This is a genomic window from Bradyrhizobium centrosematis, from assembly GCF_045571495.1.
Lineage (GTDB): Bacteria > Pseudomonadota > Alphaproteobacteria > Rhizobiales > Xanthobacteraceae > Bradyrhizobium > Bradyrhizobium centrosematis.
In genome coordinates this window covers 6,026,582-6,051,786 of sequence record NZ_CP120703.1, presented here as the reverse complement: position 1 = coordinate 6,051,786, position 25,205 = coordinate 6,026,582, and the positions used below count along the sequence as shown (strand labels likewise).

At 58.8% G+C, this 25,205-nt stretch carries 25 protein-coding genes and 2 pseudogenes; 13 read left to right on the top strand and 14 right to left on the bottom strand.

What is annotated here, in order from left to right:
* Nucleotides 1–36: 36 nt before the first annotated feature.
* The 4 genes from P6U31_RS28845 (at nt 37) to P6U31_RS28830 (ending at nt 2,875) form a co-directional block, all read left to right on the top strand.
* Complete coding sequence (locus P6U31_RS28845) at nt 37–546, top strand: MOSC domain-containing protein (RefSeq protein ID WP_407189965.1); 510 nt, start codon at nt 37–39, stop codon at nt 544–546.
* On the top strand, nt 546–1,496 hold the full coding sequence (locus P6U31_RS28840) for a PDR/VanB family oxidoreductase (protein WP_407185130.1): 951 nt from the start codon (nt 546–548) through the stop codon (nt 1,494–1,496). Before P6U31_RS28845 ends, P6U31_RS28840 begins: the two co-directional genes overlap by 1 nt.
* Before the next feature lie 95 nt (nt 1,497–1,591).
* A complete protein-coding gene (locus P6U31_RS28835) occupies nt 1,592–2,152 on the top strand; it encodes a helix-turn-helix domain-containing protein (RefSeq protein ID WP_407185129.1) in 561 nt (186 codons plus the stop codon).
* A 60-nt stretch (nt 2,153–2,212) separates the two neighbouring features.
* Complete coding sequence (locus tag P6U31_RS28830; protein WP_407185128.1) at nt 2,213–2,875, top strand: glutathione S-transferase family protein; 663 nt, start codon at nt 2,213–2,215, stop codon at nt 2,873–2,875.
* A gap of 80 nt (nt 2,876–2,955) precedes the next feature.
* Here P6U31_RS28830 and P6U31_RS28825 read toward each other — a convergent pair whose 3' ends face one another.
* Entirely contained in the window at nt 2,956–3,597 is a 642-nt protein-coding gene (locus P6U31_RS28825; RefSeq protein ID WP_407185127.1) for a LysE family translocator, read from the bottom strand.
* 62 nt (nt 3,598–3,659) lie between these two features.
* Nucleotides 3,660–5,111 carry a short-chain fatty acyl-CoA regulator family protein gene (locus P6U31_RS28820; protein WP_407185126.1) on the bottom strand — a complete coding sequence of 484 codons (1,452 nt, stop codon included), beginning with the start codon at nt 5,109–5,111 and terminating at the stop codon, nt 3,660–3,662.
* A 345-nt stretch (nt 5,112–5,456) separates the two neighbouring features.
* Here P6U31_RS28820 and P6U31_RS28815 point away from each other — a divergent pair, with 345 nt between their 5' ends.
* The 4 genes and pseudogenes from P6U31_RS28815 to P6U31_RS28800 all read left to right on the top strand — a co-directional run.
* Nucleotides 5,457–6,986, top strand: coding sequence for an acyl-CoA carboxylase subunit beta (locus P6U31_RS28815; RefSeq protein ID WP_407185125.1), 1,530 nt, complete (start codon nt 5,457–5,459; stop codon nt 6,984–6,986).
* Nucleotides 6,987–6,988: 2 nt separating this feature from the next.
* Nucleotides 6,989–9,004: an acetyl-CoA carboxylase biotin carboxylase subunit gene (locus tag P6U31_RS28810; protein WP_407185124.1), complete on the top strand. Its 2,016-nt coding sequence runs from the start codon at nt 6,989–6,991 to the stop codon at nt 9,002–9,004.
* A gap of 38 nt (nt 9,005–9,042) precedes the next feature.
* Nucleotides 9,043–11,181: a methylmalonyl-CoA mutase gene (gene scpA / locus P6U31_RS28805; protein WP_407189964.1), complete on the top strand. Its 2,139-nt coding sequence runs from the start codon at nt 9,043–9,045 to the stop codon at nt 11,179–11,181.
* 146 nt (nt 11,182–11,327) lie between these two features.
* Nucleotides 11,328–11,826, top strand: a pseudogene (locus P6U31_RS28800) (chloramphenicol acetyltransferase); the annotation flags it as partial.
* Nucleotides 11,827–12,177: 351 nt separating this feature from the next.
* Here P6U31_RS28800 and P6U31_RS28795 read toward each other — a convergent pair.
* The gene (locus P6U31_RS28795) at nt 12,178–12,399 is read right to left on the bottom strand and encodes a hypothetical protein (protein ID WP_407190083.1); all 222 of its coding nucleotides are present in this window, start codon (nt 12,397–12,399) and stop codon (nt 12,178–12,180) included.
* Nucleotides 12,377–12,552: pseudogene (locus P6U31_RS28790) on the bottom strand (P-type conjugative transfer ATPase TrbB); the annotation flags it as partial. The pseudogene P6U31_RS28790 and the gene P6U31_RS28795, both read right to left, overlap by 23 nt.
* An 83-nt stretch (nt 12,553–12,635) precedes the next feature.
* Between P6U31_RS28790 and P6U31_RS28785 the strand changes: the two are divergent.
* Nucleotides 12,636–13,253 carry a Fic family protein gene (locus P6U31_RS28785; RefSeq protein WP_407185123.1) on the top strand — a complete coding sequence of 206 codons (618 nt, stop codon included), beginning with the start codon at nt 12,636–12,638 and terminating at the stop codon, nt 13,251–13,253.
* 214 nt (nt 13,254–13,467) lie between these two features.
* Here P6U31_RS28785 and P6U31_RS28780 read toward each other — a convergent pair whose 3' ends face one another.
* From P6U31_RS28780 to P6U31_RS28755, 6 genes are all read right to left on the bottom strand, one after another.
* Nucleotides 13,468–13,653 carry a hypothetical protein gene (locus P6U31_RS28780; protein ID WP_407185122.1) on the bottom strand — a complete coding sequence of 62 codons (186 nt, stop codon included), beginning with the start codon at nt 13,651–13,653 and terminating at the stop codon, nt 13,468–13,470.
* Nucleotides 13,654–14,052: 399 nt separating this feature from the next.
* Complete coding sequence (locus tag P6U31_RS28775; protein ID WP_407189963.1) at nt 14,053–14,544, bottom strand: LuxR C-terminal-related transcriptional regulator; 492 nt, start codon at nt 14,542–14,544, stop codon at nt 14,053–14,055.
* Between the two features lie 73 nt (nt 14,545–14,617).
* Nucleotides 14,618–15,397: a DUF5695 domain-containing protein gene (locus P6U31_RS28770; protein WP_407185121.1), complete on the bottom strand. Its 780-nt coding sequence runs from the start codon at nt 15,395–15,397 to the stop codon at nt 14,618–14,620.
* A 56-nt stretch (nt 15,398–15,453) separates the two neighbouring features.
* The gene (locus P6U31_RS28765; protein WP_407185120.1) at nt 15,454–15,813 is read right to left on the bottom strand and encodes a hypothetical protein; all 360 of its coding nucleotides are present in this window, start codon (nt 15,811–15,813) and stop codon (nt 15,454–15,456) included.
* Between the two features lie 455 nt (nt 15,814–16,268).
* Nucleotides 16,269–16,481, bottom strand: a complete 213-nt coding sequence (locus P6U31_RS28760) for a hypothetical protein (protein WP_407185119.1) — start codon at nt 16,479–16,481, stop codon at nt 16,269–16,271.
* Nucleotides 16,482–16,597: 116 nt separating this feature from the next.
* Entirely contained in the window at nt 16,598–18,241 is a 1,644-nt protein-coding gene (locus P6U31_RS28755) for a recombinase family protein (protein WP_407185118.1), read from the bottom strand.
* A gap of 553 nt (nt 18,242–18,794) precedes the next feature.
* Between P6U31_RS28755 and P6U31_RS28750 the strand changes: the two genes are divergently transcribed.
* Entirely contained in the window at nt 18,795–19,136 is a 342-nt protein-coding gene (locus P6U31_RS28750; RefSeq protein WP_407185117.1) for a hypothetical protein, read from the top strand.
* A gap of 67 nt (nt 19,137–19,203) precedes the next feature.
* Here P6U31_RS28750 and P6U31_RS28745 read toward each other — a convergent pair whose 3' ends face one another.
* Nucleotides 19,204–19,470 (bottom strand): hypothetical protein, encoded by a 267-nt coding sequence (locus tag P6U31_RS28745; RefSeq protein ID WP_407185116.1) that lies wholly within the window; start codon nt 19,468–19,470, stop codon nt 19,204–19,206.
* Nucleotides 19,471–19,488: 18 nt separating this feature from the next.
* Here P6U31_RS28745 and P6U31_RS28740 point away from each other — a divergent pair, with 18 nt between their 5' ends.
* The 3 genes from P6U31_RS28740 to P6U31_RS28730 are packed head-to-tail and all read left to right on the top strand — an operon-like array spanning nt 19,489 to nt 21,325.
* Nucleotides 19,489–20,517: a carbamoyltransferase N-terminal domain-containing protein gene (locus P6U31_RS28740; protein WP_407185115.1), complete on the top strand. Its 1,029-nt coding sequence runs from the start codon at nt 19,489–19,491 to the stop codon at nt 20,515–20,517.
* Entirely contained in the window at nt 20,514–21,032 is a 519-nt protein-coding gene (locus P6U31_RS28735) for a carbamoyltransferase C-terminal domain-containing protein (protein WP_407185114.1), read from the top strand. Before P6U31_RS28740 ends, P6U31_RS28735 begins: the two co-directional genes overlap by 4 nt.
* Nucleotides 21,032–21,325, top strand: a complete 294-nt coding sequence (locus P6U31_RS28730) for a carbamoyltransferase C-terminal domain-containing protein (RefSeq protein WP_407185113.1) — start codon at nt 21,032–21,034, stop codon at nt 21,323–21,325. The genes P6U31_RS28735 and P6U31_RS28730 overlap by 1 nt, the downstream gene beginning before the upstream one ends.
* Here P6U31_RS28730 and P6U31_RS28725 read toward each other — a convergent pair.
* Genes P6U31_RS28725 through P6U31_RS28715 form a run of 3 tightly spaced genes read right to left on the bottom strand, consistent with a single transcriptional unit; the run spans nt 21,322 to nt 25,046 of the window.
* A complete protein-coding gene (locus P6U31_RS28725; RefSeq protein ID WP_407185112.1) occupies nt 21,322–23,967 on the bottom strand; it encodes a hypothetical protein in 2,646 nt (881 codons plus the stop codon). The genes P6U31_RS28730 and P6U31_RS28725 overlap by 4 nt on opposite strands.
* A gap of 24 nt (nt 23,968–23,991) precedes the next feature.
* Nucleotides 23,992–24,504, bottom strand: a complete 513-nt coding sequence (locus P6U31_RS28720) for a hypothetical protein (RefSeq protein WP_407185111.1) — start codon at nt 24,502–24,504, stop codon at nt 23,992–23,994.
* Nucleotides 24,429–25,046 carry a hypothetical protein gene (locus P6U31_RS28715; RefSeq protein ID WP_407185110.1) on the bottom strand — a complete coding sequence of 206 codons (618 nt, stop codon included), beginning with the start codon at nt 25,044–25,046 and terminating at the stop codon, nt 24,429–24,431. Before P6U31_RS28715 ends, P6U31_RS28720 begins: the two co-directional genes overlap by 76 nt.
* Nucleotides 25,047–25,205 lie beyond the last annotated feature (159 nt).

The window sequence follows — 25,205 nt, the reverse complement described above, 5'->3', positions numbered from 1 at the left end:
AAACAAAGAAAGCGCATGGATACCGAAAGTAGACAAATGGACGGCATCGTATCCGAAAGACCGCAAGTCGCCACGTCGTGGCAAGGCGTCGTGCGCTTCCTGCACAAGACGCCGCGCGCATTTCTCCCGATGCGCTCTTTCTCCGAGCTCCAACTGATTGCGGGTCGGGGCATCGAAGGTGATCGATACCTGATTGGACAGGAAACCGGATTCTATTCGTACAAGCCGGAGGAAGGGCGGCAGATTACCCTGTTCGAAATGGAGACCATCGCGGCACTCCGGCGCGACCACGGTATCGAACTCTTACCGGACGAGCATCGGCGCAATGTCACGGTGGAAGGCGTGCCGGTCAATCATCTCGTTGGCAGACGCTTTAGGCTCGGCGAGGCGATCGTAGAGGCGACACGCCTGTCCACGCCGTGCCGGCATATCGAAGAAATTCTTGGCAAAGCCGTATTCGACCCGCTGATCAACCGCTCTGGATTGAATTGCAAGATCATTGCCGGTGGGACACTGCGCGTGGGCGATATCGTAAGGCCCCTGTAATGGGGAGGCCCATCAAGACTGTCTCGACCGTCGTTTCGCAGGTCGAGGATCTCGGCAATGATACCAAGCGTTTCACGCTGATGGATCAGGACGGCTGGGACCTTCCGCCCTTCAAGCCTGGGGCGCATATCGATGTGCACCTTGAGCCTGGTCTGGTGCGCACTTACTCGCTTTGCAACGAACCCGAAGACAACACGCGTTACGTCATCGCGGTGAAGAGAGAAAGAGATGGCCGCGGCGGCTCGAAGTTCTTGCACGATCGCGTGCGGACCGGACACCGAATTGGCGCCTCGCTGCCGCGCGGCGGCATCGGGCTAAGCACAAACGGAATGAACGTGTTCGTCGCTGGCGGCATCGGCGTGACGCCGTTCATCTCCGCCATCCGGCACCTTCAGCGGCACGGACAGACGAACTATCGGCTGCATTGGGCTAGCCGTGGCCAGCCGGTTCTTGGCGACATGATCGGTCCGGCGATTGAGGCCGGCCATGTCCGACTGTACGATACGACCATGGAGGCGAAGCCAGCGATCGCCGCGTTAGTCGACGAGTTCGCTGCCACTGGCTTCGCGGCCTGTTGCGGACCTGAGCCGATGCTCGAGGACTTCGAAGCCGCCGTTGAGGCGTGGCCGACGGAACGCAAGCATGTCGAGATGTTCACTCCGCCGAAGCGGATCGTCCAGAGCGACGTGCCACCCTATGAACTCGTTCTGCGGGCCAGCAAGAAGACGGCAACAGTGATGCCCGAAGTTGGCTTGCTCGGAACGCTAGAGGCGATGGGCGTCGATGTGCCGGTGTCGTGCGGCGGCGGCATCTGCGGTGCCTGCCGGACGCGGTGGATCGAAGGGCCGCCGATTCACAGGGATCGCGTTCTTTCGCCGGCCGAGCGGCAAAACGAACTCATCGTCTGTGTAGGAGATTGTGCAGGGCCAAAACTGGTGCTGGACCTTTGACAGCCTTGCGGAAGGTGATACCGGGTCCCAACAACAGAAGGGGTCGGTGTTGATCTGGGCCTGAATATCACCCAGATTGGGGGCAAGCGTATCGCATGCTCTGTTTCGCCGATTCGATCGATATGACCCTTAACCTGAAATTTCTCCGCGTTCAAAGCGGGATGACCCTCGAGCAACTGGCGGCCGATTCGGGGCTGACGAGGAGTTATCTGTCCAAGCTAGAGCGCGGTCTTTCGTCACCGTCAATTGGTTCTGCGCTCAAGATAGCGGAAGCGCTGGGCACTTCCCTTGACCGCTTGTACGGAGAACATGACGACGAGGACCCCGTTGCTGTCGTGCGTGCAAAGAACGGTAAGCCAGGGGATACCACGACGTATTTGTCTCTGGTTGCCGGGCTGGCACCGGACCGCATCATGCGTGCCTTCATTGTCCGGCCCACGAAAACAGCGAAGCGGGGGCGGATCATGAGTCATCACGAAGGTGAGGAAATCCTCTTCATCCTGACCGGCAAAATCGAACTTCTTATCGGAAAGCGAAAGGAGGTTCTTTATCCGGGCGACTGCGTGCAATTCAATTCAACCATTCCGCACAAGTTGACCGCTCTCACGTCGGAGGCCGCGTCCGCATTGGTGGTGATCGCTACTAAGGAGACCTGAGCGTCGGGAAGCAATGTTGCCCGATGACTTCCTGGCGATTTGTCGACGAGGTGCAGAACGATGAAGCTTTACGATACGCAGCGATCGGGGAACGCTTGGAAGGTCCGACTTCTAGCTGGCCTCCTTAATAGACCTCTCCAGAGAGTCACGCTGTCGATCGATCGGGGCAATCTTGGCGATCCGGAGTTTCTCAAGCGTAGTCCACTTGGCATGGTGCCGACCTTGGAGCTCGATGATGGACGTACCATCAGCGAATCCATTGCGATCTTGCAGTTTCTAGCTCACGGTACGCATTGGTGGCCGATCTCCGCTGTTGATCAAGCATTTGTCCTGATGTGGATGTCGTTCGAGCAATCTCAGCACATGCATCCGTTGGCGCAATTGCGACTGCATCTGAGCCTTCGTCGCGACCGCAAAGTTGGTGACGAAGACATGGTTCGTTTCAAGGCCGAAGCGGAGCGCGCGTTGCGCTTGTTGGACGGTCAGCTCGCAAGGCAAGGGTCTTCGGGTTGGGTAGCCACACTAGCTCATCCAAGTATCGCCGATGTGGCCCTTTATCCGTACACTCGCCTGGCGAACATGAGTGGGATCGATTTGCGGGCGTTCCAGAATCTATTGCCTTGGCTGGCGCGAATGGAGAGCTTGCCCGGATATCAGCCTTTATTTCCCGGGCGCCCTGAACTCAATTTCGCGACGGTCGAGCTGGAACACGAGGCGAAATGAAGTATCTCTGTGCAAAGAGCAGGTACGATACTTTCGTTCCTGCTGCAAAGTTGCCAACTGTTGCATCCAGTTGACGATCGCTAGCTCGTACGACGGGCGAACAGCAGAGTAGCTCCGAGGCCGCACATGACCGCGCCCGATACCTGTCTGGTTTTGATGATCAATGACTGCCGCTTTGCGAAGCCGTCCCGTGCTTTCGCAGCCCAATAGGTCACGATCAAGTCTACGCTGGTGTTAAGTGCAACCGAGATCAGCCCCAGCGTGATGAACTGTGCGGCGACGTTTGCGGATGGGTCGATGAACTGAGGGATGAACGCGAGGAAAAATGCGGCGGTCTTGGGATTTAGTGCTTCGACGACGATGCCCTCGCGAAAGGCCCGGTGCGCTCCGGTGGTGTGAACGTCAGTCGGCTCAACAACACGTGCTTCGCGCCATGTTTTGATCCCCAGCCAGACGAGATACAGGCCTCCTACTATCTTGAGCAACGTGAAAGCCTCTGCGCTCGCCATGACGAGCGCGGACAGGCCCGCGGCGCCAGCCAACACGTGCACAAGCCCGCCGAAGCCCAGGCCGACGCTCGAGGCCAAGCCTTCGTCCCTGCCTCCCGCAAGTGTCCGCGCGACAATGTAGAAGATACCCGGTCCCGGCGTGATTGCCACAAGCAGCGCGGCTGCCAAGAACAAGAGGAAAGTCGGGTATGCGAACATTGCTTTGCCTTTCATTGCGGCTCCAAGCTGCGTCGGCTCATGCCAGCATTGGGAGAAGAGCAGCTTCCGGAGCGTTATCATCTGCTGTTGCCGTTTCGCGGCATTTTACTGTCGATTTGATATGGGACAACTCCTCTTTCGATTGTGCCTACGTCGAGTGGGTGTCCGATCGGAGGTAACGCCCGGTGACGACAATCCTTGCGTTCGCAGGCCCTGCATCCCGGACCGATGAGATCGACGGCATCGCGGTCGTCGAGGTCCAAGCCCTTCGAGTAGACCGTCTCGTTTGCATAGGCAATTTCGCACCCGAGCCCGACCGCAACAGCGCGCGGGCGGCTAAGGTAGGAGCCTGCCGAAAGGCTCACGGTTCGAGCTACAGAAAGATACCTGGTCCCGTCCGGCGTGGCGGCCAACTGAACCAGAATGTGGCCGGGATGTGAAAACGATTGGTGAACGTTCCAGAGGGGGCAGGGACCTCCGAAGCGGGCGAACTGGAAGCGGGTAGCGCTGCTGCGCTTTAGCACATTTCCGGCAATGTCGATCTTCAGGAAATAGAACGGAATTCCAGGAGAGTTCCGACGTTGAAGGGTGCTTAAGCGGTGGCAGACCTGTTCAAAGCTCGTGCCGAAGCGGCGCTGAAGGCGTTCGATGTCATACCGAGCCTCACGCGCGGTATTGAGGAAGGCCTCGTACGGCATGACCAGTGCGCCGGCAAAGTAATTGGCGAGGGCGACGCGTGCCAGCGATGCGGCTTCTGTGTTGCTCAATCGTGCCTGTTTGATCTGGCGCTCGATGCTCTCTCGCTCTTCCAGGAGGCCGATCACGTGAGCAACCCAGAACAGCCGGCTCTCTACGGGGGCATCTGCAGATAGAAAGAGTGTCTTGGCGTTGTTGTCGAGCCGCCAGATCATGCCCTCGCCAAGATCCTCCAGGGCGTATTCCGTCCTGATCCCATAAGTGTCGCGCAGATACCTGATGAAGTCTTCGCTGCGATTCTCGGGATGGAAATCCCTTGCTTCAGCGAGCCGCTCTGCAGCCCGGTCCAGGGCATCGAAATAATTTCGTTTCGATTGCACCCAATCACGGACCTCATCGTAGGGAAAGCGGCTCGCGGCCCCCACATTATTTTGCGCGACGCGCGTTTGAAGGGAACGGTGTTCTTCTTCGAGCGCAAGATAACCGCGATAGAGATGAAGAAAGCGCTGCGCGATGTCTGGGGCGACACGAACCGCCGCGCTTGCTTCGTCGGCGGAGATGGCTGATCCGAACAGCGGATCGCTGGCAGTTTCACGCAGTTCGCTCGCGAGACGCAAGTCATCGTCGGCTACAAAATAGTGCGGCTCAATGCCGAGCAGCCGACTGAGCTGAATTAGCAACTTGCGCGTGATCGGCCTCTGATCCCCCTCCATCTGACTCAGATAACCAGCGGAGATGCCGAGAGCGTCCGCGAGTTCGGCTTGTGTGGTTCCGCGTTGTTCGCGCAGCCGCCGCAGCCGGTCGCCCGCAAACACCTTGTGATGCTTTTTCACTTTACAGACTTTACAAAATGCGTCCTGTCGTCAGCAGTTTTATGCACTTCTTTTATCCTCCAATTGCGATCGATCTGCTAAGTTTGCATACATTCGAGTGAGGTGCAAAGGCCGTCGATAGCCCGGCTACCCGGGAACTGGCCTAGCCGCCCAAATTGTGTAGTTCGGAAAATTGTGGCCGCCTCGGGCTCGTCCCCGGTGGCGCTGTCGGCTTGCGAGGCTTCGGGAAAGTGACCGCAGAGCCCGGGCTCACGCCCGGATCAACCGCGGCGCTACACCCATTCTGTAAAGGCCGCTTTCTCGGTTCGCGCCGAGTCGAACCCAATAGTGAGGACGTACGCTGCCGTGACTACACTGACTGAACTTGAAGATCGTCGTGCCGGCGCAAAGCTCGGCGGCGGGGAGAAGCGCATCGAGGCGCAGCACGCCCGCGGCAAGCTGACCGCGCGCGAGCGCATCGAGCTGCTGCTCGACAAGGGATCGTTCGAGGAGTTCGACATGTTCGTCGAGCACCGTTCTACCGAGTTCGGCATGGAGAAGACCAAGGTGCCGGGCGACGGCGTCGTCACCGGCTGGGGCACCGTCAACGGCCGCAAGACGTTCGTCTTCGCCAAGGACTTCACGGTGTTCGGCGGCTCGCTCTCCGAGACCCACGCGCTGAAGATCACCAAGCTCCAGGACATGGCGATGAAGGCGCGGGCGCCCATCATCGGACTCTATGACGCGGGCGGCGCGCGCATCCAGGAGGGCGTCGCCGCGCTCGCAGGTTATTCCTACGTGTTCCGCCGCAACGTGCTCGCCTCGGGCGTGATCCCGCAGATCTCGGTCATCATGGGTCCCTGCGCTGGCGGCGACGTCTATTCGCCTGCGATGACCGACTTCATCTTCATGGTGAAGAACACCAGCTACATGTTCGTCACCGGCCCTGACGTGGTGAAGACCGTGACCAACGAGGTCGTCACGGCGGAAGAGCTCGGCGGCGCCTCGGTGCACGCGACGCGCTCCTCGATTGCCGACGGCGCCTTCGAGAACGATGTCGAGACGCTGCTGCAGATGCGGCGCCTGATCGACTTCCTGCCATCCAATAACACCGACGGCGTGCCGGAATGGCCGAGCTTCGACGACACCGCCCGGATCGACATGTCGCTCGACACCCTGATCCCCGACAATCCGAACAAGCCCTACGACATGAAGGAGCTGATCCTGAAGGTCGTGGACGAGGGCGACTTCTTCGAGATCGCGGAAGCCTTCGCCAAGAACATCGTCACCGGCTTCGGCCGCATCGCGGGCCGCACCGTCGGCTTCGTCGCCAACCAGCCGATGGTGCTGGCCGGCGTGCTCGACTCTGACGCTTCGCGCAAGGCCGCGCGCTTTGTTCGCTTCTGCGACGCCTTCAACATCCCGATCGTCACCTTCGTCGACGTGCCGGGCTTCCTGCCGGGCACTGCGCAGGAATATGGCGGCCTGATCAAGCACGGCGCCAAGCTGCTGTTCGCCTATTCGCAGTGCACCGTGCCCCTGGTCACCATCATCACCCGCAAGGCCTATGGCGGCGCCTTCGACGTCATGGCCTCCAAGGAGATCGGCGCCGACATGAACTACGCCTGGCCGACCGCCCAGATCGCCGTGATGGGCGCCAAGGGCGCGGTCGAGATCATCTTCCGCAGCGACATCGGCGAACCCGACAAGATCGCCGCGCGCACCAAGGAATACGAAGACCGCTTCCTGTCACCCTTCATCGCCGCCGAGCGCGGCTACATCGACGACGTCATCATGCCGCACTCGACCCGCAAGCGGATCGCGCGCGCGCTGGCGATGCTGAAGGACAAGAAGGTGGAAGCGCCGGCGAAGAAGCACGACAATTTGCCGCTATGACAATGTTCAAGAAACTCCTGATCGCCAACCGCGGCGAAATCGCCTGCCGGGTCATCAAGACCGCCCGCAAGATGGGAATTCAGACGGTTGCCGTCTATTCCGAGGCCGACCGCGACGCTCTCCATGTCGAGATGGCTGACGAGGCCGTCTTGATCGGCCCGCCTGCGGCGGCCGAGAGCTATCTGGTGGTCGAAAAGATCGTCGAGGCTTGCCGCAAGACCAGCGCGCAAGCCGTGCATCCCGGCTATGGCTTCCTGTCCGAACGCGAGGCATTCCCGCGCGCGCTGGAAGCGGCCGGCATCGTCTTCATCGGCCCGAACCCGGGCGCGATTGCCGCGATGGGCGACAAGATCGAATCCAAGAAGGCGGCGGCCAAGGCCAAGGTCTCGACCGTGCCGGGCTATCTCGGCGTCATCGAGGACGACAAGCACGCGGTGAGGATCGCCGACGAGATCGGCTATCCCGTGATGATCAAGGCCTCCGCCGGCGGCGGCGGCAAGGGCATGCGCATCGCGCTTTCGAAGTCGGAGGTCGCCGAAGGCTTCAACCTCGCCAAGGCCGAGGCCAAGGCTTCGTTCGGCGACGACCGCGTTTTCGTCGAAAAGTTCATCGTCGATCCCCGCCATATCGAGATCCAGGTGCTGGGCGACAAGCACGGCAACGTGATCTATCTCGGCGAGCGCGAATGCTCAATCCAGCGCCGCAACCAGAAGGTCATCGAGGAGGCGCCGTCGCCGCTGCTCGACGAGGCCACCCGCCGCAAGATGGGCGAGCAGGCGGTCGCGCTGGCCAAGGCGGTGAATTATGATTCCGCCGGCACGGTCGAATTCGTCGCAGGGCAGGACAAGAGTTTCTACTTCCTGGAGATGAACACACGCCTCCAGGTCGAGCATCCCGTCACCGAGCTCGTCACGGGGGTCGATCTCGTCGAGCAGATGATTCGTGTCGCCGCCGGCGAGAAGCTCGCCATCGCGCAGAAGGACGTCACGCTGACCGGCTGGGCCGTCGAGTCGCGCCTCTACGCCGAAGACCCGTTCCGCAACTTCCTGCCGTCGATCGGGCGTCTGGTGAAATACCGTCCGCCGGCGGAAGCCAGCAAGGATGGCATCACGATCCGCAACGACACCGGCGTGCAGGAGGGCGGCGAGATCTCGATCCATTACGATCCGATGATCGCCAAGCTCGTCACGCATGCGCCCTCGCGCGCGGCCGCGATCGAAGCGCAGGCGACTGCGCTCGACTCGTTCTATGTCGATGGCATCAGGCACAACATCCCGTTCCTGTCGGCGCTGATGCATCATCCGCGCTGGCGCGAGGGCCGGCTGTCGACCGGCTTCATCGCCGAGGAATTCCCCAAGGGTTTTGCGGTGCGCCTGCCCGAAGGCGAGGTCGCACGGCGCATCGCCGCGGTCGGTGCCGCCATCGATCACGTGCTCGGCGAGCGCAAGCGGCAGATCTCCGGCCAGATGGGCGGCAGGATTGTACAGCGCGAGCGCCGCCGCGCCGTCTGGCTCGATCGCCAGGAGATCCAGCTCGAGGTGGGACGCGAGGGTGAGGCAATCGCGATCCGCTTCGTCGATGCCGAGGGCAAAGTCGGCAACGCGCACCTCCTGCAGTCGCCGTGGAAGCCGGGCGATCCGGTCTGGCAGGGCACCATCGACGGCCATTTCGTCGCGGTGCAGGCGCGGCCGATCGCCAACGGTATTCGCCTCGCGCATCAAGGTGTCGAGGTGCCTGTCTATGTCTGGACCGGGGCGGAGGCTGCATCGGCAAGGCTGATGCCGGTGACGACGGCGTCCGACACCGGCAAGAAGCTGTTGTGCCCGATGCCCGGCCTGATCGTCTCCATCGCGGTCACCGAAGGGCAGGACGTCAAGGCCGGCGAGACGCTGGCCGTGGTCGAAGCCATGAAGATGCAGAACGTGCTGCGCGCCGAGCAGGACGGCACCGTGAAGAAGGTCCACGCCGCCGCCGGCGCGACGCTGGCGGTCGATGCGCTGATCCTGGAGTTCAAATGAGTTCGGCCACCAACCGTACGAGAGATGAAGGGCGAGTGATGACCTTCCCGGATGAGTGGAGGAAAGTTGCGGAGAGGGAACTGAAGGCAGATCCCGGCACTCTTGTGCGCGAAACACCCGAAGGCATCGCTATCAAACCGATCTACACGGCGGCGGACTTGAACGGCATTGCCCATCTGGACTCCTTGCCTGGTGCTTCGCCGTTCGTTCGTGGCCCCCGAGCAACGATGTACGCTGGTCGACCTTGGACGATCCGGCAGTACGCGGGATTCTCGACGGCGGAAGCATCCAATGCGTTCTATCGTGCCGCATTGGGGTCCGGACAAAAGGGTCTGTCCGTCGCTTTCGATCTGGCGACGCACCGCGGATACGACTCCGACCACCCGCGCGTTGTTGGTGATGTAGGCAAGGCTGGCGTTGCCATCGACTCAGTCGAAGACATGAAGATCCTTTTTGACGGGATTCCTTTGGCGGAGACGTCCGTCTCGATGACCATGAACGGAGCGGTCATTCCCATTCTGGCAACCTTCATCGTGGCCGGTGAAGAGCAGGGCGTGGCTTCGGAAGCCTTATCTGGAACGATCCAGAACGACATTCTCAAAGAGTTCATGGTTCGAAACACTTACATCTATCCTCCGCAGCCGTCGATGCGCATCATCGCAGACATTATTGCGTACACGGCTCAGAACATGCCTCGGTTCAATTCGATATCGATTTCTGGCTATCATATGCAGGAAGCCGGAGCGACCCTCGTTCAGGAGCTCGCTTTTACGCTCGCAGATGGACGCGAGTACGTAAGAGCGGCGCTTGCCAAAGGTCTGAATGTCGATGATTTCGCGGGACGGCTTTCTTTCTTTTTTGCGATCGGAATGAATTTCTTCATGGAGGCGGCAAAGTTGCGCGCCGCCAGGCTGATTTGGTCTCGCGTAATGGCGGAGTTTCAGCCCAAGAAGCAGTCGTCCTTGATGCTCCGTACTCACTGCCAGACGTCGGGTGTGTCTCTCCAGGAGCAAGACCCATACAACAATATCGTGCGGACCGCGTATGAGGCATTGGCCGCCGTATTGGGCGGAACGCAATCGCTGCATACGAACTCATTTGATGAGGCGATTGCGTTGCCAACCGAATTCTCGGCGCGGATCGCCCGAAATACGCAATTGATACTTCAACACGAGACAGGCGTCACTGATGTCGTCGATCCCCTTGCGGGATCGTATTTTGTAGAGCGCCTAACCGATGATCTGGCTCGAGAAGCGTGGCAGCTCATGGAAGAGATTGAAGCCATGGGCGGAATGGCGCGCGCGATCTCGACTGGTTGGCCGAAGAGGCTCATCGAAGAATCTGCGACGCGAAAGCAGGCTGCGGTCGATCGCGCAGATCAGGTGATTGTCGGAGTCAATCGCTACCGTCTCGAACAGGAGGAGCCGATTGACATTCTTGAGATCGACAATTCTATCGTGCGGGCCTCACAGATCGAGCGTCTTGCACGTATCAAGAGGACGCGCGAGCCGAACAAGGTCGGCGCTGCACTGGCCGAGCTGACGCGCCTGGCCCGAACCGGAGAGGGCAACTTGCTCGCAGCGGCGACCGAAGCCGCCAGAAGCCGCGCGACAGTTGGTGAGATGTCTGACGCGATGCGACTAGCCTTCGGCGATCACCAGGCGGTTCCAGACGTCGTTTCAAAGGTGTACGGACCCGCCTACGGAGACGATCCCGAGTTCACAAATCTCGTGGCGCGCGTCGATGAAGTCTCGCGGGGTATTGGCCTGCGACCGAAAATCATGATCGCGAAGCTGGGCCAGGATGGACATGACCGAGGGGCGAAGATTATTGCGTCTGCGTTTGGGGACATTGGCTTCGATGTCGTTGCGGGACCGTTATTCCAGACTCCCGCGGAAGCCGTGACGTTGGCAGTTCGCGCGGGCGTACACGTGCTTGGGATTTCGTCTCTGGCGGCCGGGCACAAGACGCTCATTCCACAGGTTATTGAGGAACTGAAGGCGGCAGGGCACAACAATATCATCGTTGTCTGTGGAGGAGTGGTGCCCCGGCAGGATTACAACGATCTATTTCAAATGGGCGTTGCTGCGGTATTTGGCCCCGGCACTAATGTGCTCGAAGCCGCTCGGGCAATTCTCGATCTTATCGAGGGTAAGCGGAGAAATCGTTCCGATTGAACGCGGCTGGTGCCGAGCGAGGGTTTCGTACGCGCGGCCCAACTAAGAGAACCTATTAGCCCGGGAGCTCGGCATATGCGGGCGGTAGCGGACGACGTTCTCCTTACCCTGTAAGCAGATGAAATTGGTTGAGAATACATTTCAGGAGTCTTGGCGACTATTCCAACGTCGAGCACGACTCCCAGGTCACCTACACGACGATTGGAAAGTTCTGCTCGATCGCGGCGATGACCCGCATCAACCCCGGCAATCATCCGATGGACCGGGCGAGCCAGTCGCATTTCACTTATCGGGCGGGCGCTTGTTTTCCTGGCGCAAGTGATGAGGCGGAATTCTTAGATTGGCGGCGGCAGCACCACGGCGACATCGCTCATGACGTCTGTATCGGCCACGGTGCAATGTGCTTCCCGACCGCAATATCGGCAAGGACGTTCCGGCCTATACCATCCTCGTGAGAATCCGGCCCGTCCCGTCAGGCGGCGTTTCTCCGACGAGGCCGCCTGCTGGCTCGCCAGGCTTGCGTGGTGGGACTGGGATCACGAAGGGCTTCGCACGGCGCTGGCGGATTTTCGCAAGCTCTCGATTGAAGAGTTTCTGAGCAAATACGAAGCACGCGATCTTCGTGGGTGGGAATCTTCGGTTTGATCGCCTTGGGGGTTGGTCTCGATCAAGTGCGACTGCCCACCCTCCGGCAGCGAGCGCGGCGGCTGTTCTCAATAAGTGGACTTGCAGACTCGACCGGTTCTGGCAGAGCAGCGGGAAAGCAGGATCTGTCCGACGGTCTTCGAACGGTCGATTACAGGACACTGAATACCTGCGCGATTGGAGTCAAAGTTCCGACTAGAGCGGGGCCGCGCAGCCATAAGCAATTATTGTAGAGTTTGCATTAGGGGTTCGATCGGCGCACTTTCGATAGAGAAAGTATTTTTTCTCTGCTCTACGACGGATCCCTACGACGGCTGAATACTTGTTGAACTGACTCGTTTCCTGCCTTCTCTACTCGTCCCCGTCGTCGATCGCATTTTGCGATTGACGCTCGACGGGGGCGGTCGTGGCGGTCACTTCAATCCATTCAGAAGCCTTCTCGCGTGGTGCGCGCATGCTACGCACCGCGCTTGGTCCGGCGATCGCTTCGTTCCTCGAAGACCCTTCGATCGTCGAGGTGATGCTCAATCCCGACGGTCGACTCTGGATCGACAGGCGGAAGAAGTCCCTCAAACCTCTCTCCCGTCTCGGGAAGCTCGGCCGAAACGCGGGGTTTGTTGGCATGGACCTCAGCGCCGACATGGTGCGCGACCAGGCGCACGATCCGTTCACCGTCGGCCGCGGGCATCGTCTGTCCCTGTCCTCCAGTCCGCCTGATAGCCGATCGGATCGGCGGCAGAGGCGATATTGCTTATTCGACCTACAATCCGACGCCGCCGTCGGACATTGCCGCGTGTCTGGAGGACACGATGAAGTACATGAGCTGCGAGGGCATGCAGGCGATGTACCAGAGCTTCGTTGTGCGAATGGCGGTTGCGCATGCACATTTTGAGGCAGTCCATCCGTTTCGTGATGGCAATGGCCGCGTTGGCCGTCTGCTTTTGCCATTGATGATGGCCGCCGAAGGCATGATGCCGATTTACCTGTCGCCGTACATTGAAGCCCACAAGACAGCTTATTATGAGTCGCTCAAGGCGGCTCAGCAGCGCCTCGAATGGCATGAAGCGGTCGGGTTCATGGCGGACGCGATTGTCGGCACCACAGATGAGCTGCTGAAGACCCGCGACGCTTTGTCTGCACTTGGCGATCTATGGCGGAAGCGGCGGAAGTTTCGCCAGGGCTCAGCCAGCCTGCGCGCACTCGATGTTCTGCCGCACTATCCGGTGCTGACCGTCAAGCGTCTGGCCTCGCTTCTCAGCATTACGGTGCCCGCAGCCTCGCAAGCGGTAGAACAACTGGTCGAGAATAAAATCTTGAACGAGCGCACCGGCTATGCGCGCAACCGCGTCTTCACCGCGCCCGACGCGCTGTCGATCATTAACCGCCCCTTCGGCGAAGAACCAATTCTTCCCGGTGCGGACACCTGACGGCCGGCATGCCGGGCTGACAAGCGCTGAAGCTGCGTTTTGCCGCTTCGCCGAGCCGACGGTCATGCCGTCGGCTCGGACTACCTTGAGACCTAGGCCGACTCCGGCGCTTCTCAAAAAGCACGGATTGGCAGAAGGAGGCGCAAGGTGATCGCTGCATCCTTCCGCGATGATGAATGAGGCCCTGGACCTCAACGTAGGTACGTGCAGAAACTTATCGTTGATGGCCCAATGGAATGCCAAGCTTCTGCGCCTTTTGGCGCAAGGAACCTTCGCTTCGCTTCATTTGTTTTGCGATCTTAGCAACGGGTGTTTTCGCTTTTGAATGGGCGCGCAACACCTTGACATCGGCTGCAGTGTACTCTTGGCGGACAATTTTCTTCTTGGCTTTCTTGACCATCGCAACTTTCCTTCTCTCAGAACGAGGTTTCCTAGCATGAAGCGCTCAATTGGCAATGCGTTTTGTAACGGCACTGAAGCGCCTGACGATCAAGAATACGCGCGGCTAAATTGCTACGACGAAGACTGCGTCGACTGAAATCTCGTCCTTGAGTTTGAAAGCGGCGCCCGACATTTCGCGGTTATGAGGATCTGCCCATGTGACGTCGGTCCAAACGCAGTTTGACTGGATCGCCGGGTCTAGCTCGGATGTTTCACGCGCGGCGTTGCCCTCCGTCCCCAAACCTTCCGAACCATTCCGTCGCAATTGCCGGTCCTTCCTGTGTATCAGACAACCTGCTTTCCGTAGAGCGGAATGTCCTCAACACAGACAAGGAGATAACCGGGCTTTTTTGACCAATCAGATGTCGATCAGGCCACGGTATATGGCTTGAACGGTGGCCTGTGTTTTGTTGGTCGCTCCAAGCTTGATCATCGCGCCTTTGATATGGGCTTCGACAGTTTTGTGGCTGACCTTCAATATCATGGCCGTTTCGTCCGATGTCTTTCCCATTCTGGCCCACTTCAAGACTTCCTTCTCCCGATCCGTTAAAGGGCACATCTGAAGTTTGGAAAAATGGTCCCTTCTCGTCGAAGTCTTTATTTCGACGGCGTGCAGATCCACGATTTTCTGTGCGAGATAGAGAAGAACCATATGTAACTGCACGCCACTGTGCTTGAGCTCTGCGAAGAACCTCTGTTCGGAATCCTTCCAGAACAACGCACATACGCTTGAATACCGACGGCCGAGCGCGTCGTTGTGGTGAACCGGAATGGTGAGCCCTTCATTAACGCCGAAATCGCGCGCTGCCCCCATGGTCTTGACGGCACCAGGCTTGCGCTTGCCTGTCACTGGGGGCAACGGCACGCTTCCCCGATGAAACGGAAGGTTGGTCCGCCGCGCCAGGGCAAGGCAAGGATCGGTGCTAACCGTCGCACCATTTGGACGGGTCGCGATGCTGCCGTTTCAAGATGAAGGTTGCGCGCTTCTTCATCATCATCTCGACGGGCTCGGTAGCGAAGAATTCAAGAAAGGTCTGGCGCGCACCCGGCTGGTGCAGGGTCAGACGATTCTCGCCCAATCGCCAAAAGCGAACCCGCCACAGTCGCCTGCCAGCCCGATCCGGCAACCGTTGCACCAGCGTGTCGCCGGTGAATTCCGCTTCGATTCGCTCCACTGGAATAGAGGACGCGAGCGCGATGTCGACGTGCAGGTCGTTGGGAACCGTCATGCCCGGCATTACTTCCACGTCCACCAGACCGGCGTCCGCGATAGCCCTGCGCGCCGCCTCGTGATCGGCAACCCACTGGAAGCGGAGACGGCAACGCCGTTGCTCGGCTGGTGACAGGGACAGGGAATGGGTCGGCTGTCGCCAGCGAGTCCCGCCCGCCACTGCCTCGCAGGCGGCCGCCCCGCCCAAGAAGTACGCGCACCACGTCCCATTGGCTTCGGTCGAACCCTTGTGGACATCCCAATATTCCAGTGACGTGTCCGATTCCGGTAGGAGCATGAGGGAGGGACCGGTGCTGTTGCCGCGAATCCAGAAAATGTGCGACCCATGCCCCGAGACGAAGCTGTGCTTCGAAACTGCCGCCGATATCGGCTGCCCTGCCCGAAATTCAGTATTCATCGGCATGGGCAAATAGAGGTCGCCAACCTCCACGCTCACCATGCCCTCGTTCCGCAGCATGATCTCCCACGTCAATCCAGCCTCGTCGACTGCGAGGCGGGTTGTGAGAACGACGCCGGAATCGCGGGCTGCTAGTTCAAGGGCCGCGTTATGCATCGGCTTCGTTGTGTCAACGCCAGTTCGAAGCATATGCCATTCGGATCGGCACGCCGAACTCTAGCGTGAGCTGTCCCCAGCCCGGCTCCAGGCACGACATAATCCGTGTCATACCCATCATTACGATAACGCAACGAGGTAATGCCGTCTTGTGTGTACCCAACGACGAAGGGAGAGTCAGCCGCATTCAACACCATGGCAACCTTGCGCTGCGGCTGATTGGTTGTAGGCACCGTAACGACCTCGAACAACGCGCGAGCCAAGAAGCTGCTGCCCAGCAGCATCTCACGACGCGTATACGTCCAGGCTTTTGACATGCCTTTGATCTTCGTCAATTTTATCCGGTATCGCTACATACGGATGATCAAGGCGTGCCGTTTTCCGCCGTAGTCGTCAACGCGACAAAGCGACATACGTTGCGAACAGAAAAAAGGCGATCAAGCGCGGCAACGTGGCCGTGCGATCGAGAGCTTGGAGCATACTTGCATAGCATGCACTAGCGCTCGACCCGAATATCGGTCGACAGTGACATACGCGTCGAGCAAAGACTCGGCGATGCCGGGCGTCTCGTCCTGTCGCGCGGACATCGTCAGTACCGCTTATCAAGCAATGCGACTTTACTCCGGTCATTGTCAACGCACCACAAAGGCGCCTCGTCGTCTGCCGCGCTGATAGTTTCGAATAGAGCCGCAATTGCAGGGCGACCGTAGTCACCACGTTAGCAGGTCTGACCCGATAGCCCTTGCGAGAGCAACTGCTGGACCTGGAAAGCCAAACATAAGTCGAACTGTCAGTCTGCCAACGCGACCACGCGTGTCGAGGGGCGGGTGAAGAATCTCTGGTGCCGGTGCCGCTGTTGGCAAGAGATCACGGCGAGGCGAATTAGCTCGTGCTTCATGTTAAATGATCCGGTCCAGCCGCGCCCATAGCAGATCGTTCGATCCGTCGTCTTGTGCTTCTTCAGCGCATCATCACTGCCGGTGCACGACAGAATCATGTCCAATGAGTTCTTCGAGGTTGAGGCGTGCTGCTCCTAGACAGCGATGGGGGGAAAGAGGAGTGCTCGACATCGGCGCAAGAATTATGTTGCGCTGCTTCGCCGAAGATCCTGATCTGCGTTCAGCGCCGCGCGTGGGTTCCTTTGGTCTTGGTTTGCTTCGGTCTTGATCGTTTGTCGTGCGGCGCTGGGGAGGAAAGGCCAGTCTCAACTACTCGTCCGACGATCGCTCGTGCCAAGCCATCAGCGGTTTCGAAGCGAGGTATCTCACGGCGAATGCGAGCCCTTTCAGAAAACGTCATGGTTCGTTTTACCTTCCCGTCAGTGGGCAGCAGTACGTAATCGAGCACCGATTTGTTATGCTCGGCCATCCTTGGTGCGGCTATCCAGCCCTGAGGTAGGTGTGCCCCGCGCTTTATTGACCAATACGGTGCGCGGTCTTGCCTCCCGCACCACAGGGCTATGCGAATTGAGATGTTGGTCGATCCGTTTACGCGCAACGATCCCGTCCCATCGCGAGAGGCAGTTTGGCCTCCGGCCTTTCCAATAGCCATGGCGATTGCCGAGCCGAGCTTTGCCTTTTCCTCGGCCCACTGCGGACGCGAGCCAAGGAACTCAAAATTTCGCTTGGGAGTGTAGCCGATCAGCCGATACACGTCCATCATGCCACCGAAGTGGTTTTGATAGGTAGAGACGCAAGGAAGCCCCACCGTGCTGGCTATGATAGCAGAGCTCAGGCGTCCCTCCTTGAGCAGCGTCTTGCGTAGACGGGCAAGCATCTCCTCTTCAGTGAGGTCGACACGCCGTTCTTCAATGATCTTGCTTACCTTCAGGAAGGTTTCGCGCTCGACGATCGGCTCGATACATCCCTCGCTGGTGATCCAAAGCTCGGGCGGATTGCAGGTGCAGGTCCTCCGCAGCTTGCGTGATCGGCGGTTGAAAGTCATGTTTCCAATGTAGTTCTCGTTTCTAAGCACCGCGTTGACCGCTACACGCGTCCACGGAACTCCTGTGCTCGTGAGTACGGCCTTCCGGTTTAGCTCCCGCGCGACAATCGCTTCAGACTTTACCTGCAGAAATCTCTCGAAGATCCACTTCACCACGTCTACTTCCTCGGGAATGCCGGGGCGTACTCGGACGTGATCAGTTGAGAGGTACTTCTGATCACCCTTCTTCAGCACGCCTCGCGACCGCTGACTCTGATCGACAAGTTCTCTCAAAAGAGCATAACCAGGGCGACCTCCGAGTTTGAAGCCAAGTCGAGCGAATCGACACTGCGCGGCATGAACCTTTACCGAAAGCTCGCGACTGTATTCCGCGGCCATTACGCGCTTGATGTTCTTGATGATGCTGGAGAGCACGCTGCCGTCATTGTCAAACTGCTCCGCGCAATATGCGATGTTGATGCCTGCTTGTTTGCAGAGGAATTCGTAATGCGCGGCCTCGTCGACATTCTGAAACCGGCCCCACCGGCTTACGTCATAGACCAGAATATGACCAAAATCGGCTTCTCCTGCTTGGACATCCTTGATGAGCTGTATAAGGCCGGCCCTGTTCTTGATGAGCAGGCCGCTCTCTCCCTCGTCGCGATAGGTTCGTACAATTGTGAGGTTATGGGCGTGCGCATATGCTGCAATCACAGCAGCCTGATTCTCAATCGAGTATTGCTGCCGTTGTGTCGACATGCGCACATACTGTGCGGCTCTCATGCCGAGCTGCGATCGTACCGGGTGATCCTTATAGATCTCGAGCGCGTTGGCCATCATTCTCGCTCCCGAACGTTAAGTCGCGCGAATTAAACATTTAAACGACATTGCGGCAAGGTTTACTTCGTTGGAAAAACGAGTCCCTCCATCGCCGCCGTTGTGAAGTAGGTTGGGCGAGCGCCTCGCTTTCGAAGGCCGCGTCCCAAGGAGCTTTTTGGGGCTGTTTGCCGATGAACAGGACAGACGAGTGGCGGATGCGTTCAACGCTGCATCGCAAGCATTGCGCCGCGAGCCTGGATTTGCTCTTCCCGCCGTTTGGGGTCCCCCCCGGACTTGTTTGTCAGGCCGATGACCGTTTGTTGCTTTAGGTCAGAATAAATCCGAGGCCGTGAAATATCCGATCGGAGCTTGTCTACAACCTCCCTGCCGAGGGGCAGGTCTTAAGTTGTTCGATCAATAGCCACTGAGCTGGCTGGCTCGACGGGAGCCACAGGCCTTAGACGAACGATCCATAGAAATCGATGCAACTCGCAGTTGCTCCTGGTGGTTCTTCAGTGTTATAGACGTGTTTTCATATTTTTTCTAACCACACATAACCCTGGATTATCAATAATTGCCGATTGCGCGCGAAATCGAAGCATGCGTCGCCGACATCTCTAAGAAGGGCTGGTCGTCTTTTCCTCTCGGCGATGATCTTCAAGACATGGTGTCAACTGCCTTTCGAGCCGCCTCGGCCTTCTTCGATCTGGACGAGAAGTCGAAGGGCGCTTGTGTCTTGCCTTACGGGTGCGGCTACACGCCCTTTGGTCGGGAGCATTCCGGAATTCCTGCCCTCCCGGACCGAGCGGAGATTTTCGCCGCAAGCGCGCGGACTCGCGAGCTTGCTCTTAATCTGCCCTGTGCCGCCGGATGCGAACTGCATGCCCGCATGATGGAGGTCTTTCCCTTGCTCTAGGTGATGGCCGAAAACGTCATGCGCGGAGTAGCGCGAATAGTTGCATCAGCCGTTCCGGAGCCAGACGCTAGCGGGTGGCCTTCACCGGTGGTCCCAATTGCAGTTCAACCGGACGATCCTCACCGAGCCTGGCGAATTCATCAACACCGCGCACCAAGACGGTCACCTGCTGACGTTTGCCCACGCGAATGGTCGCGGATTGGAGATCGTAACCGGCGTGTCCGTCCTTGAGCCAGATCGTACAAACGCTGCATTCACGGTGATGCCGGGCGCCGTCTTGAGCCTGCTTACCGGCGGCGAAATACGGCCGCTCTACCATCAGGTTCGTGCCCATGGCCGCTCCCAGCATCGCTTGTCGCTGCTGTTCTTTGCCGACCTTGATCCACAGCTCTGCAAACCTTGGAAAATAACACCCGCCAATCGCGACGTCGATATCGCATCGCGTGTCCTCGGCAACGCGGCACGGTTCGGGATGGATAGGTTTCCACCTGGATTGAGATCGATGTCGCGCAAGCAGGGCATATGGCGCTTGGGTCTCGGCGGGTCGGACCACGACTTCTCAGCCGCCCTCGCCCATGACTGCGACATCAAGGTTGCAATAGAGCAGGAGCGAATCACGAGGGTCAAGAACGGCCTTACGGTCTGGTATCGCGAACCGATGGCGCCCGCTATCGACTACTGCATGCGCGCGGAGGGTCTGAAGTTCGAGGATATTCATGCCATCGTCGCAAGCGACACCATTCCGGCCCGAAGCCGCGCCGCCTTTCGCGGTAAAAGCGTGCATTTATTCTCGCATCATCTATGCCACGCCGCGTCGGCCTACATGATGATGCCGCCGGACGCCACAGTTGCTGTGCTCGTCCATGACGGGTATGGTTCAATCGTCGAGAGCGGCAATCAGGCTGGCGGTCGTTCACGCCGAGAGACTATCTCATTTCACCTGTTTGGCCCAGAGGGAGCGCAAACGCTCGGGACAACGACGGGCTACGGCTACTCCGAGCAGAATGATTTTCCGATCGGGATTAGCAATTCGGTCGGGATGCTCTACGAAATCGCGACCTGCGTCCTTGGATATGGTCCGATGGATAGTGGCAAGACGATGGGCCTTGCTGCTTATGGACGGGCAGACTATGCCGGCCTTCTACAGGATTTCGTCACATTCGGCGACGACATGTCCGATTGCTTCCGCTGTCCGACGGATAGCGACGAGATTGTCGATTGCATGGAAAGGATTCTCGCCCTGGGAAGGGGAAGCTTTTCTGCCCGAGCGGACCTTGCGGCCAGCATCCAGGCGGTAACAGAAAACGGCTTCTGCACTGCATGTCGCTGCTCGCGCCAGTGGAGGCCAATTGTATCGCCATCAGCGGCGGATGCGGCTTGAATACCGTTGCGAACGCAAAGCTCGTAACCAGACTCGCAGGCGCTCGCAATGTCTTTATCCCTCCTCATTGCGGCGATGCTGGCCTCGGACTTGGCACCCTTTGGCTTGCGGCCTCGTCTGAGCGGAATGGTCGCGCCCCGTCATTTACATTTCAATCCGAAAGGATTGCGCCAGCGATTGCCCGTCCTGGCCGGATTTATGGCGATGAAGAGGTCGTTCGAGCCGCTCAGCGATATTACCCTCGTCTCGTATTCGACCCCAGCGTTTCGACGCTCGGTGACTTGGCTCAAATCCTCGCTCAGGGCGACATTGTCGGCATCTTCAATGGCCGCTCTGAATTCGGACCGCGGGCGCTTGGAGGAAGAAGCCTGCTTGCCGATCCCCGAAATGTCCAGACCCGGAAGCGAATTAACCGCTCCATCAAGGGGCGTGAGCCCTTCAGGCCGCTGGCGCCGCTGGTGCTCGCGTCCGAGTTCGACAACTATTTCCACGACCCTGCGTGCGCCGACGCCTAATGCTGAAGGTGGCCCGCGCGCGCGATCGTTGCCTTCGTGAAGCACCCGCGGCCCTGCATATCGACGGCACCGCGAGAGTGCAAACCGTGGGTAGCGGAGGCGATCCGTTCCTGATTGCGATTCTCGAAGCGTTCGGTGCGCTAACGAACGTTCCGATCTTGCTCAATACGTCCTTCAATCGGCGTGGAGAACCGATCGTGGAGACGCCTGAGGATGCCATCGACGTGTTTCTCGGAGTGGACCTCGACGGCCTTTACATGAACGGGAAGTATTTCAGGAAGCCGCTGGCCTAGGAAGCCTGCTGGGCGATACCAAGCCGCCCAAAGATCATCTCGACAGCGTGTTCGAATGTATCCGCTGACAACAGCCAGTATAGGCAATCGTATAGAGCCTCTTTTGCGCCGTCGACGCTCAGGAGCAGGTGCCCGACCCGCGCCCATTCTTCCTCGCTGACCTGCCGGCGGCCAAGTCGCGCGTCGTTTCGGACCTTGACCTCCAGTAACTCGTCGTCGCTGATGGCGACGCCCGCCACCCTAAGGAAACGCAGCGTCGTGTTGGGATGCCTGTTATAAGCTTCTGCAAGAACCCGAACGACGGCGCGCCGAACCCGTTGATCCGTGTGTCCGATGGCCGGCCGAAGCGCGGTCAAACCCTCCATGGGCCATGTGATGATCACGCCTGCGATAGCCTGGAGCAATTGGAGCGCTTCCTCGATACGATTGTTATCGAGGAATGCTTTTAGCCAGTGCATATACATTGGAAGCGGATGGGTTTCGAGGTCTGCGGAGGCCCTGGCGTATTCCGCAAGCGGCATTGAGCGGCGCCGCGTTGCAGGAAGCAGGATGCCGTAGGGGTAGATGACGCCGAAGCCGTCTTCGAAATTGCGGTCAAAGGGGTCGGCGAACCCGCGACGCTCGCCTCTCAGCAAACCAGGCCGGTGAAGCAGGACCCCGCGCCAGCTCCGCAGGATCGTTTCCTCCCAGATGCCGAACCTGTGCTCGTCGTAATCTAGGCCATGGAGCACATGGAGATAGACGATGACTTCCTCTAGGAAATCGATCTGAACCGGATTTGCGTTTTCGTCGAAGCGCGCGAAAAGCTGCTCGGCCAAATTCAGCGTCCCGGCCAAATCATTGAGACTGCTCATTACGAACAGCCCGGCGGACAGATGGTATTCGATATCGAACTCGGTCGATTGCGTGTAGGCTTCGATCCTCGCGAAGTCTTCGGCACTCAGCGTTGTGCCGGATTGAATCGCGCGGAATATCTCCACAAAGTCAACCCGCCTGCTGTTCGAAAAGAAACGGCGAATGCCGTCGGCCGTCGAATTGAAGAGGAGCCGATCACAGTTGCGGAGAAAATAGTCTGCGAATGCAGGAGCTTCCGACGGGCTTGGGTCCGCGGCAGCCATCAGCTCTCCCAACGTGGAGCGCAACGCGGCACTCGCGCTCTCATATTCCGAAGCATACGTATTATCCGGGCCAAGTTGTGTGGCGAATGCAATTAGACGCCCGATCTTTTGCCACTTGGAGAGAGACGGATCGGCAAAGAAGGCAGCGTAGGGCGCTTCCGAGAACAAATTTCCTAGCTTGGCCGGCACTTCGAGAAAATGTCTCACGAGACGGTCTATCGCATAGATCTGAGCTTCCGTCCGCGGAAGAATGGAGGTCGGATGCCATACGCGGCTGAGCAGTTCGACGGAGATCGCATCGGGCAGATTGGCGGCGGCCTGTACCACCGCGCGCAGATGCATCTCGCCAATCCCCGCCTTTGCGGCGGCAGAAATGGCATCAGAAAGATAGGTGGTGGCGAGAGGCTCCCCGTATTCCGCGAGCTGAACGAGAAGGTCGCGCGCAAGTTCGTAAAGATGTTGGATGTCACCTGACCCGAAGGCATTGTCGGCGCGGTCGACGAGCATCATCGCTTCCGAAATCAGGCGCAGCCCCATTTCGGGATGAAGCGCGAAGTGAAGGCGGGCCGCGCCCAGAGAGCGGCCGTCGTTTCGATAGTTGCGAAGGTAGGTCTGGAGGTCGGTGAGCGTCTCTAGCGGCGCACCAAGGCCGTTCGCGAGGGCGACCGCCAGGAAATATTCGAACGTTCGATCGTGATCGAATTGGTAGAACCCCTGCTGCGCTTCCCGCACGAGATCGAGATCGCGAGCGATGCGTAGGATTTCGAGGCGGAGTGCGGCGGGCTCAATATCGATTTCGCGGAACCTTTGACGTCCTCCTTCAAGGCTCTGCATGGCCGCCTTTGCCATCGCGTGCTGCATCGTGCTCGAGCTGCCGAAAGTGCCGGCGGCGCGCAACTTGGCTTCGATCATGGTCCGCAATTGCGAGGCACTGGGGACAATCTGTAGGCTGCGCGCCGGGCTTTCGGCAACGATGCGCAACATGTAGGGGTCCCTGAGGCGCTCGAATGAGCCAAGAGATACATGATCGAGATCCGCGGTGGTGAGCATCTTCGATCCCATGCGCTGTACGGCATCGTATACTTCCTCCCGGCTGAAAATGTCGCAGGAAAGCGTCTCAAAACTTTGCTCGGATCCTGTCGGAGACCAGACCGTCTTTTGCAGTTGCGCCGCATCCAACTGCGGCAGCATCGCATTCCATGTCTCTTGCCTGACGGTCGCGACAACCCGGAGCGCGCTGTGCTCCTCGGGAAGAAAGTAGCAAAATCGCAGAATGCCGCGCAGAAAGCTGACACAACGGCTGAGGTCATCCGCGAATTCGTTGATGCCGTCGATAAAGATGACGAGCTGGAGATTATTGTTGGTAAGCCACCGCTCGAAGCGGAACAGCGAGAAAGGCGAACGAAATCCGAGGCCACCCAATTGCTCGCCGATATATTGTTCGACGTCGCCGCTTTCGGGAAACGACCGGGCCCGCAAGAGGAGAATCTTGGTGGAATCGCGTAGCGACCAGGCTTTCTGCAATCGAAGCCCTAAAGTGGTCTTGCCCTATCCCGACGGACCAGTAACCAGAGCGAGGGGCTTGTTTGGTCGCAGAAAGCGCGTAAGCCCCTCTTCAAGGCGCACCCGGCGGGCGAACGTATCCACGATGTTCTTGTGCGCGCGCATACCATAGAGCTTGGCGTATTCCCTATTGCAAAAGTCAGTGCGCCAGGCAAACAGGCTTTTGACGAAGGTTGGCTCTATCGGAATTAGGGATGGCTTTTCCAGTACGGGACGCGCGACTGCGGAAACCAACTGGTCGAACGTGATCGTTATGTGATCGGCGCGATTGCGCAACGCAGCTGAGAGAGGCGCAGTATCGCTCGGTCTAGTCGGACCGCACCAATAGATTCGCGTCCGGGAGGATTCGATCGCATCGGAAATGATCTTCGAAAGTGCCGTATCCCAACCACCGTATCCTGCGATGACAAGATCGTGCGAACTTACGATCGACGTAAATAGCTGGGCAATATCCTGGTCATATCTGGCGTCGTCGAGTTCGGCGCGCACCAGTGCCACAACAGCGCGCGAAGCAAGATCACCGTGCAACTTGATGTAAGGAACTTTGGGCAGATTGTAGCGATCGTGCACACCGGGATAGGGACGGGCGAAGCCGGGCGAAAGACCTGGATCAGGTCGCGCCCAAGCGCCTGCTGGGCGCGCTCGAGCATCAGATCGAAATTGGTCGTAACGACGGCATCGATCCCCCCGGCCTCGATTAGCAAGACAACCAGCTTGTAGGCTTCGGAAGGCTCCAGTTCGTTCAACTGCCGGAAGATCGCTTCGACCATCAGCGCCCGTTCATCGGGCTCGAGTTTCAAGAACAGGCGGTCGAATTCACGGTCGATGGTGTCCGCGGTGGTCAGCTCATACAGCTGGCGCTGAGCGAAACGCTCCAGAGCCCGGTGTTTCAGCTCTGCAAAGGTCAGGCCTCCCGAACTGATGTCGGCGCCAGCACCCAGGAATAGGCGAATCTTACGCCGGTGCTCGGTTGGATTGGCGGCGCGATCAGCAATGACCCTTGTGAGGGACCCCAGCTTCTCAATATCTTCGTTTAGCAACGGCTCTTATCCGATCCTGCGCTGCTGACCGTCGGCTCGTTGAGCTCGGATAGGCACATAATCCAGGGTTATGCGAACAGACGTTGACCCAACGGGCGGGATTAACCAATCGTCAAATCAATAACCGTGTTTCGAAGTCAGTGCCGGGTGGCATGGCGG